Raw genomic sequence first — 7,414 nt, forward strand, 5'->3', positions numbered from 1 at the left:
AGAATGCAACTTAATTCAACTGAAATTGCTGAGTTAATAAAAAAGAGAATTCAGCAGTTTAAGGTTGTGACAGAAAAGAGAGATGAAGGTACTATTGTTTCTGTGAACGATGGTATTGTAAGAATCCATGGTCTGTCCAACGTTATGCAAGGTGAAATGCTTGAGTTTGGAAACGATCTTTACGGTCTAGCCTTAAACTTAGAGCGCGATTCTGTAGGTGCTATTGTATTAGGACCATACAGTAATCTTTCAGAAGGTATGACTGTACATTCAACCGGTCGTATTCTTGAAGTTCCTGTTGGAAACGCATTACTTGGAAGAGTAGTTAATGCTTTAGGTGAGCCAATTGATGGTAAAGGTCCAGTTAACTGCGATGAGCATTATCCAGTTGAAAAGATTGCACCAGGTGTTATTGCTCGTCAGAGTGTTTCACAACCAATTCAGACAGGTTATAAGGCCGTTGATTCCATGGTTCCTATCGGACGTGGTCAGCGTGAGCTTATTATTGGTGACAGACAGACTGGTAAAACAGCTTTAGCAATCGATACCATCATCAATCAGGTTAAGTATGGTGTACGCTGTATTTATGTTGCTATCGGTCAGAAAGCATCAACTATTGCTTCAGTAGTAAGAAAATTAGATGAAGAAGGTGCTTTAAACAACACTATCGTTGTGGTTGCATCAGCTTCAGACACAGCTGCATTACAATATATTGCGCCTTATGCAGGTTGTGCGATGGGTGAGTATTTCATGGATCAGGGTGAAGATGCCTTAATTATTTATGATGACTTATCTAAGCATGCTGTTGCATACAGACAGATTTCATTGCTGTTACGCCGCCCTCCAGGGCGTGAAGCATTCCCAGGTGACGTATTCTATTTACATTCACGTCTATTAGAGCGTGCATCACGTGTAAATGCTGAATACCTAGAGAAGTTATCTGGTGGAAAGGTTGTAGGAAAGACTGGTTCTTTAACAGCACTGCCTATTATCGAAACTCAGGCTGGTGACGTTTCTGCTTTCATTCCTACTAACGTAATTTCAATTACCGACGGTCAGATTTTCTTAACAACAAGTTTATTTAACTCTGGTGTAAGACCTGCAGTAGATCCTGGTATTTCAGTTTCACGTGTAGGTGGTGCAGCACAGACTAAGATTATTAAGAAGTTATCTGGTGGTATCAGAACAGCTTTAGCACAGTATAGAGAATTAGCTGCTTTCGCTCAGTTCTCTTCAGATCTTGATGAGGCTACAAGAAAACAGCTTGATCATGGTCAGAAGGTAACAGAGCTGATGAAACAGAATCAGTATGCACCTCTTACTGTAGCTGAGCAGGCACTCATTATTTTCGCAGCAGAGCGTGGTTTCTTACAGGATGTTGAATTAAATAAGGTTCTTCCATTTGAGAAGGCTTTACTTGAATTTGCTCATTCTAAGTATTCACAGCTTCTAGCGGATATTGATGCAAAGCCAGATTATTCTGATGAGATTGCAACAAAACTTGAAGATGTATTAAAAGACTTCAAGTCAACTCAGACCTACTAGGAGACTATCTTATATGGCAGGTGCAAAGGAAATACGTACTAAAATTTCTTCTGTGCAGAATACACAGAAGATTACTAGTGCTATGCAGATGGTTGCTGCCTCTAAGATGCGTAAGGCTCAAGATAAGATGACTCAATCTCGTCCTTATTCAAAGGGCCTGCATGCCATTATTAGTCATATCGCTTCAAGCCATTCAGAATTCCATCATCCATTTATGGAAGATAGAGAAATCAAGAATGTAGGCTTTATTATAGTATCTACAGATCGTGGTTTATGTGGTGGCTTGAATATCAATCTATTCAGAAAAGTTACCCTAAAAATGAAAGAATTTTCAGATCAGGGTATGGGTATTAAGGTTGCTTTGCTTGGTTCAAAAGCTTCAGGTTACTTTAATCATTCTGGTATAGATGTCATAGCTCAGCATGCTGGATTTGGAGATAATCCTAAACCAGAGAAACTTGTTGGTGCTATTAAAGTTATGACTAATGCGTTTTTAAAGGGTGAAGTAGATGCTATTTATATAGCTTTCAATTCATTTAAAAACACAATGGTTCAAATCCCTACTGTCGGCCAGTTACTCCCATTAACTAAAGATGATAATGAGGATGGAAAGGGCCATCACTGGGATTATCTATATGAGCCAGAACCACAGGACATATTAAAGGTAGTTTTAGATCGCTATGTAATGCAGATGGTTTATCAAGCTGTTCTTGAAAACTTAGCTTCAGAGCAAGCAGCTCGTATGGTTGCCATGAAGGCTGCAACTGATAATGCAGATTCTTTAGTAAGCGATTTACAGCTTGAATACAACAAAGCAAGACAGGCTGGTATTACGATGGAACTTAATGACATCGTATCCGGTGCTTCAGCGGTTTAGGAAATGAGGAATTAAAGATGGCTGAGACAACAAATCGAGCCGGTGTGGTAGGTACTATTGTACAGATCATTGGTGCTGTCGTTGACGTTGAATTCCCTGAGGGTCAGATTCCAGAGTTATATGATGCTCTAGAAGTTAAGGGTGACGGAAAAAACCGTCAGGATCTGATTTTGGAAGTTCAACAGCAGATTGGTGGCGGTGTAGTTAGATGTATCGCTATGGGTTCATCAGATGGTTTATCTAGAGGTATTGAAGCTGTAAATACAGGTGCTGGTGTTAAAGTTCCTGTTGGTAGAGAAACTTTAGGCCGTATCATGAACGTATTAGGTCAGCCTGTAGATGACAGAGGACCTATTGGAGAGAAAGAAAAGTGGGTTATACACCGTGCTGCTCCAACATACGCTGAACAGTCTTCTACAACAGAGATTCTTGAAACAGGTATTAAGGTTATGGATCTTATCTGCCCATTCGCAAAAGGAGGTAAGGTAGGTCTATTCGGTGGTGCTGGTGTTGGTAAGACAGTTAACATGATGGAGCTGATTAACAACATTGCAAAAGCACATTCTGGTTTATCTGTATTTACTGGTGTAGGTGAGCGTACTCGTGAGGGTAATGACTTCTACCATGAAATGCAAGAATCAAAGGTTATCGATAAGGTATCAATGGTTTACGGTCAGATGAATGAACCACCAGGAAACCGTCTTCGTGTAGCTTTAACAGGTCTTACTGTAGCAGAAAAATTCCGTGATGAAGGCTTAGATGTATTGTTATTCATCGATAACATTTATCGTTATACTCTAGCTGGTACTGAGGTTTCTGCACTGTTAGGCCGTATGCCTTCTGCTGTGGGTTATCAGCCTACATTAGCAGAAGAAATGGGTGTTCTTCAGGAGCGTATTACTTCAACTAAGAACGGTTCTATTACATCAGTACAGGCTGTTTATGTTCCTGCTGATGACTTGACCGATCCTAGCCCTGCAACTACATTCGCACACTTGGATGCAACTATTGTTCTATCACGTCAGATTGCTTCTTTAGGTATTTATCCTGCAGTTGATCCTCTAGCATCAACATCTCGTCAGCTGGATCCTTATGTTGTAGGTAAGGAGCATTATGAGGTTGCTCGTGGTGTTCAGACTGTTTTACAGCGTTATAAGGAGCTTAAGGATATTATCGCAATTCTTGGTATGGATGAGTTATCAGAAGAAGATAAGCTTGTTGTAGCAAGAGCTCGTAAGGTAGAGCGTTTCTTATCACAGCCATTCAGTGTTGCTGAAGTATTCACCGGAAGCCCAGGTAAATATGTTCCATTAAAGGAAACAATCCGTGGCTTCAAGGGAATTATTGATGGTGAATATGATAATTTACCTGAGCAGGCTTTCTATATGGTAGGAACCATTGACGAAGCAGTAGAAAAGGCTAAGAACTTATAATTTCGGAGGTCAAATGGATTCTATATCTTTCCATCTTGATGTTATAAGTGGTGTAGGTAGTCTTTATTCAGGCTCTGTAAAGAGCCTAAGAGTAACAGGTTCTGAAGGTGAAATGGGTATCCGATATGGTCATACCCCACTTTTGACCATCATTAAGACAGGTATGGTAAGACTTGTTGATATAAACAACAAGGAAGACGAAATATACCTTGCCGGTGGTGTGTTAGAAGTTCAGCCTGATAATGTAACCATACTTGCTGATACTGCATTACGTGCTGATGATATTGATGAGGCTAAGGCACAGGAAGCTATTAAAACTGCTAAGAAGATGCTTGAAAATCATGGCAGTGGTGATAGTGACTATGCACATGCTTTATCAAGATTAGCTGACGCAATGGCCCGTCTGAAGGTTGTAGAAATATCTAGAAACAGAAGAAGATAATTTTTTATTTTCTTTGAAATGTAAAGAGTCATAACATTTTCATGTTCTGACTCTTTTTATTTAATTAGAACAGAAGAGAACTTTTTTTCCAAAGTGTATATTTTGAATTACCTGCGTTCTCACTTTTTATGATTTCATATCCAACAACAGACTGATTAGTTCCGTTTCTCATCTCTACATATAAAAGAGAGTTTTCATCAATAAGGTTTCTTTCATTAAGTAATGTTAAAACACTCTCATATATATTAAGTGCATATGGAGGATCTATAAAAACTACATCAAAATGAGTATTACATTTTTTTAAATACTCAATTGCATCTGCGTTGATAGCTCTTATATTGTTATCATTAAAATTCTTTATGCATTCGTTGATTGATTTTATGTTGTCCTTGTTAAGATCAACTAATTCAACTTTTTTTGCACCACGTGAATAAGCTTCAATTCCTAATGCTCCAGAACCTGCAAAAAGATCAAGAACACTAGCGTTGTTTAATGAATCCTTAAGCCAAGAAAAAACTGTTTCCCTAACACGTGCAGGTGTTGGTCTTAAGCCTTGAGCTTCATTAACAGTGAGTTTTTTTCCTTTGAATTTTCCACCGATAATTCTTACTTCATTTTGGTATTCATTTTTCATTGTATTTAATCTCTTAATAAGTTTATGAAATTATAACAAATGAAATATGAATAAACTGTTTATATAAAGCTTATAAAACGAAAAATGGCCGTTTTTATAAGAAAACGACCATAAAATGAATAATTTTTTGTTAAAACAGATTATTTTGTTCCAAAGATTCTATCGCCTGCATCACCAAGTCCTGGACAAATGTAAGCATCTTTATTGAGTTCTCTATCTAACTGTCCAACATAAATCTGAACATCAGGGTGAGTTGTTGCAAGTTTCTCTAAACCTTCAGGAGCAGCAATAATACATAAGAATTTTATTTTTTTACCGCCCTTTTCCTTAATCATATCAACTGCATCAACAGCAGAACCACCCGTTGCTAACATAGGATCAAGAATCACGCATGTTCTTTCCTGAAGATTCTGTGGTAGCTTGCAGTAATAAGGAACAGGCTTATGTGTTACCTCGTCACGGTACATACCAATATGACCAATTCTAGCTGATGGTACCAGAGCATCAAGACCAGGAACCATGCCAAGACCTGCACGTAAAACAGGTATGATAGCCAGCTTTAGACCATCAATCATAGGAGATTTACATTTTTCAATTGGTGTTTCAACATCAACTTCTTTTAAAGGAAGATCGCTTAAAGCTTCATATGCTTCAAGCATTGCAATCTCTTCAATCAGTGTACGAAACTTATTTGTAGAAGCTTCTTTATCTCTTAATAAAGAGATCTTGTGTTTTATAAGAGGATGAGAAAATATAGTAATATTCTTTTGTTTTGAAAAATCCATTTTTATACCTATTATCTAGTTTGTTTTTTCTTAATCTTTTTTAGCTGTACTACCTGCTATATTTTCATCAAAAATATATTTATTTCCTGGTAGAACTGCATTTAGGAATATACCTGCAAGAGCAGCGATTGCCAGTGAAGTTAAAGTTACAGATGTACCGAATACAGAGAAAGTTAAACCTTCCTTAAAACCAAGTCCGCAAACAAATATTACGGCTGCAATGATAAGGTTTCTTGATTTTGATAAATCTACGCTGTTCTCAACAATATTTCTTACACCAATTGCAGAAATCATACCGTACAGGATAAATGAAATACCTCCAATAATTGCTGTAGGCATAGTAGATATGATTGCTGAGAATTTTGGAACTATAGAAAGAATAATAGCAAGAATAGCAGCAAGTCTTACAACTTTTGGTTCATAAACTTTTGACATTGCAAGAACACCTATGTTTTCGCCATAAGTTGTATTAGCAGGACCACCTATTAAACCTGCAAAAGATGTTGCAAGGCCGTCACCAAGCAAAGTTCTGTTAAGACCAGGATTTGCAATGAAGTTCTTTCCAACAGTTGCAGATATAGCAGACATATCACCGATATGCTCCATCATTGTAGCTGCTGCAATAGGAGCCATAACCAATATAGCAGTAAGATCAAAATTACACATTTTGAAAGGAGGTAGGCCTATCCATGATGCATTAGCAATTGAATTATAATTAATGATTGCTGAGCCATCTGTATTTGTAAAACCAGCAATATCAAGGAAAACAGCAGCTATATATAAAAGAACAACACCCATGAGAATAGGAATCAGTTTTAGCATACCACGTCCCCATATATTGAAAACGATCACTGTAAGGATAGCAGCTAAAGCTAAAGGCCAGTTGACAGATGAGTTAGCAACTGCAACAGGAGCAAGAGACAAACCGATACAAACAATCATAGGACCTGTTACAACAGGTGGCAAAAATCTCATAACCTTTGCTATGCCAACAGTTCTTATTACAATGGCCATTGCAATGTAAACAAGACCTGCAACTACTACACCACCACAAGCGTAGGCTGCTTTTTCATTTACATCCATATTTGCATAGATTCCGGTATTGAAATTTGCAATGGTATAAAATCCGCCAAGGAATGCAAATGATGAGCCTAGAAAAGCAGGTACCTGGAGTTTTGTGCAAAAATGGAAAATAAGTGTACCTACACCAGCACAGAAAAGAGTAACAGAAACTGTAAGACCTTCAGTAAGATCTTCTCCACAGGCATTTTTAAAAAATCCCATAACAAGGATAGGAACTAAAATAGTGGCACCAAACATGGCAAACATGTGCTGAACAGCCAAAATCAGCATTTTTCCTTTACTTAGTTCAATAGGGGGTTCTACAGATTTATCAAGATTATTCATAGTAATTCTTTAAGTGTTGAAAAAAGATAAACGTCGATGACGTTAAAGTCATTTTGAATTTTATCAAAATTAGAAGCTCTAATATCAAGGCAAAGTATCAAAAAGGCCGAATGCTTCAAAATGAGCTTTTAAATTCTTTATCAGTGCGTGTTTAGTGAATGAAATTTTTTTATTATTCTGAACTAATTGAGATTAAAGGAAATTTATATAAAGAATCATACCTAAGATCTTTAGATAAAAGTATCAGAAGATCTTTTTAAAACATAAGTAGAAAATCATTAATTGATTTTC

The 7,414-nt window shown here is 37.3% G+C and carries 7 protein-coding genes; 4 read left to right on the forward strand and 3 right to left on the reverse strand.

The window, feature by feature from the left end; translation table 11 throughout:
- Positions 1-3: 3 nt before the first annotated feature.
- The 4 genes from atpA to J5V48_RS07110 are packed head-to-tail and all read left to right on the forward strand — an operon-like array spanning position 4 to position 4,297.
- Positions 4-1,545, forward strand: coding sequence for a F0F1 ATP synthase subunit alpha (gene atpA / locus J5V48_RS07095; protein ID WP_219937878.1), 1,542 nt, complete (start codon positions 4-6; stop codon positions 1,543-1,545).
- Between the two features lie 13 nt (positions 1,546-1,558).
- Positions 1,559-2,422 carry a F0F1 ATP synthase subunit gamma gene (atpG, locus tag J5V48_RS07100; protein WP_219937879.1) on the forward strand — a complete coding sequence of 288 codons (864 nt, stop codon included), beginning with the start codon at positions 1,559-1,561 and terminating at the stop codon, positions 2,420-2,422.
- Positions 2,423-2,439: 17 nt separating this feature from the next.
- Positions 2,440-3,855, forward strand: a complete 1,416-nt coding sequence (gene atpD / locus J5V48_RS07105; RefSeq protein ID WP_219937880.1) for a F0F1 ATP synthase subunit beta — start codon at positions 2,440-2,442, stop codon at positions 3,853-3,855.
- Between the two features lie 13 nt (positions 3,856-3,868).
- The gene (locus J5V48_RS07110; RefSeq protein ID WP_219937881.1) at positions 3,869-4,297 is read left to right on the forward strand and encodes a F0F1 ATP synthase subunit epsilon; all 429 of its coding nucleotides are present in this window, start codon (positions 3,869-3,871) and stop codon (positions 4,295-4,297) included.
- A gap of 64 nt (positions 4,298-4,361) precedes the next feature.
- Here J5V48_RS07110 and rsmD read toward each other — a convergent pair whose 3' ends face one another.
- The 3 genes from rsmD to J5V48_RS07125 form a co-directional block, all read right to left on the reverse strand.
- The gene (rsmD, locus tag J5V48_RS07115) at positions 4,362-4,931 is read right to left on the reverse strand and encodes a 16S rRNA (guanine(966)-N(2))-methyltransferase RsmD (RefSeq protein WP_219937882.1); all 570 of its coding nucleotides are present in this window, start codon (positions 4,929-4,931) and stop codon (positions 4,362-4,364) included.
- A gap of 140 nt (positions 4,932-5,071) precedes the next feature.
- Positions 5,072-5,716 carry a uracil phosphoribosyltransferase gene (upp, locus tag J5V48_RS07120; protein ID WP_219937883.1) on the reverse strand — a complete coding sequence of 215 codons (645 nt, stop codon included), beginning with the start codon at positions 5,714-5,716 and terminating at the stop codon, positions 5,072-5,074.
- Between the two features lie 30 nt (positions 5,717-5,746).
- Positions 5,747-7,123 (reverse strand): uracil-xanthine permease family protein, encoded by a 1,377-nt coding sequence (locus tag J5V48_RS07125; RefSeq protein ID WP_219937884.1) that lies wholly within the window; start codon positions 7,121-7,123, stop codon positions 5,747-5,749.
- Positions 7,124-7,414 lie beyond the last annotated feature (291 nt).

The sequence above is a fragment of the Succinivibrio faecicola genome, assembly GCF_019448115.1.
In the GTDB taxonomy this organism is placed as follows: domain Bacteria; phylum Pseudomonadota; class Gammaproteobacteria; order Enterobacterales; family Succinivibrionaceae; genus Succinivibrio; species Succinivibrio faecicola.

Bases quoted from the DNA above. Each gene is read 5' to 3' on its own strand.
- atpA (WP_219937878.1), top strand. From the start codon at position 4: ATGCAACTTAATTCAACTGAAATTGCTGAGTTAATAAAAAAGAGAATT.
- atpG (WP_219937879.1), top strand. From the start codon at position 1,559: ATGGCAGGTGCAAAGGAAATACGTACTAAAATTTCTTCTGTGCAGAAT.
- atpD (WP_219937880.1), top strand. From the start codon at position 2,440: ATGGCTGAGACAACAAATCGAGCCGGTGTGGTAGGTACTATTGTACAG.
- J5V48_RS07110 (WP_219937881.1), top strand. From the start codon at position 3,869: ATGGATTCTATATCTTTCCATCTTGATGTTATAAGTGGTGTAGGTAGT.
- rsmD (WP_219937882.1), bottom strand. From the start codon at position 4,931: ATGAAAAATGAATACCAAAATGAAGTAAGAATTATCGGTGGAAAATTC.
- upp (WP_219937883.1), bottom strand. From the start codon at position 5,716: ATGGATTTTTCAAAACAAAAGAATATTACTATATTTTCTCATCCTCTT.
- J5V48_RS07125 (WP_219937884.1), bottom strand. From the start codon at position 7,123: ATGAATAATCTTGATAAATCTGTAGAACCCCCTATTGAACTAAGTAAA.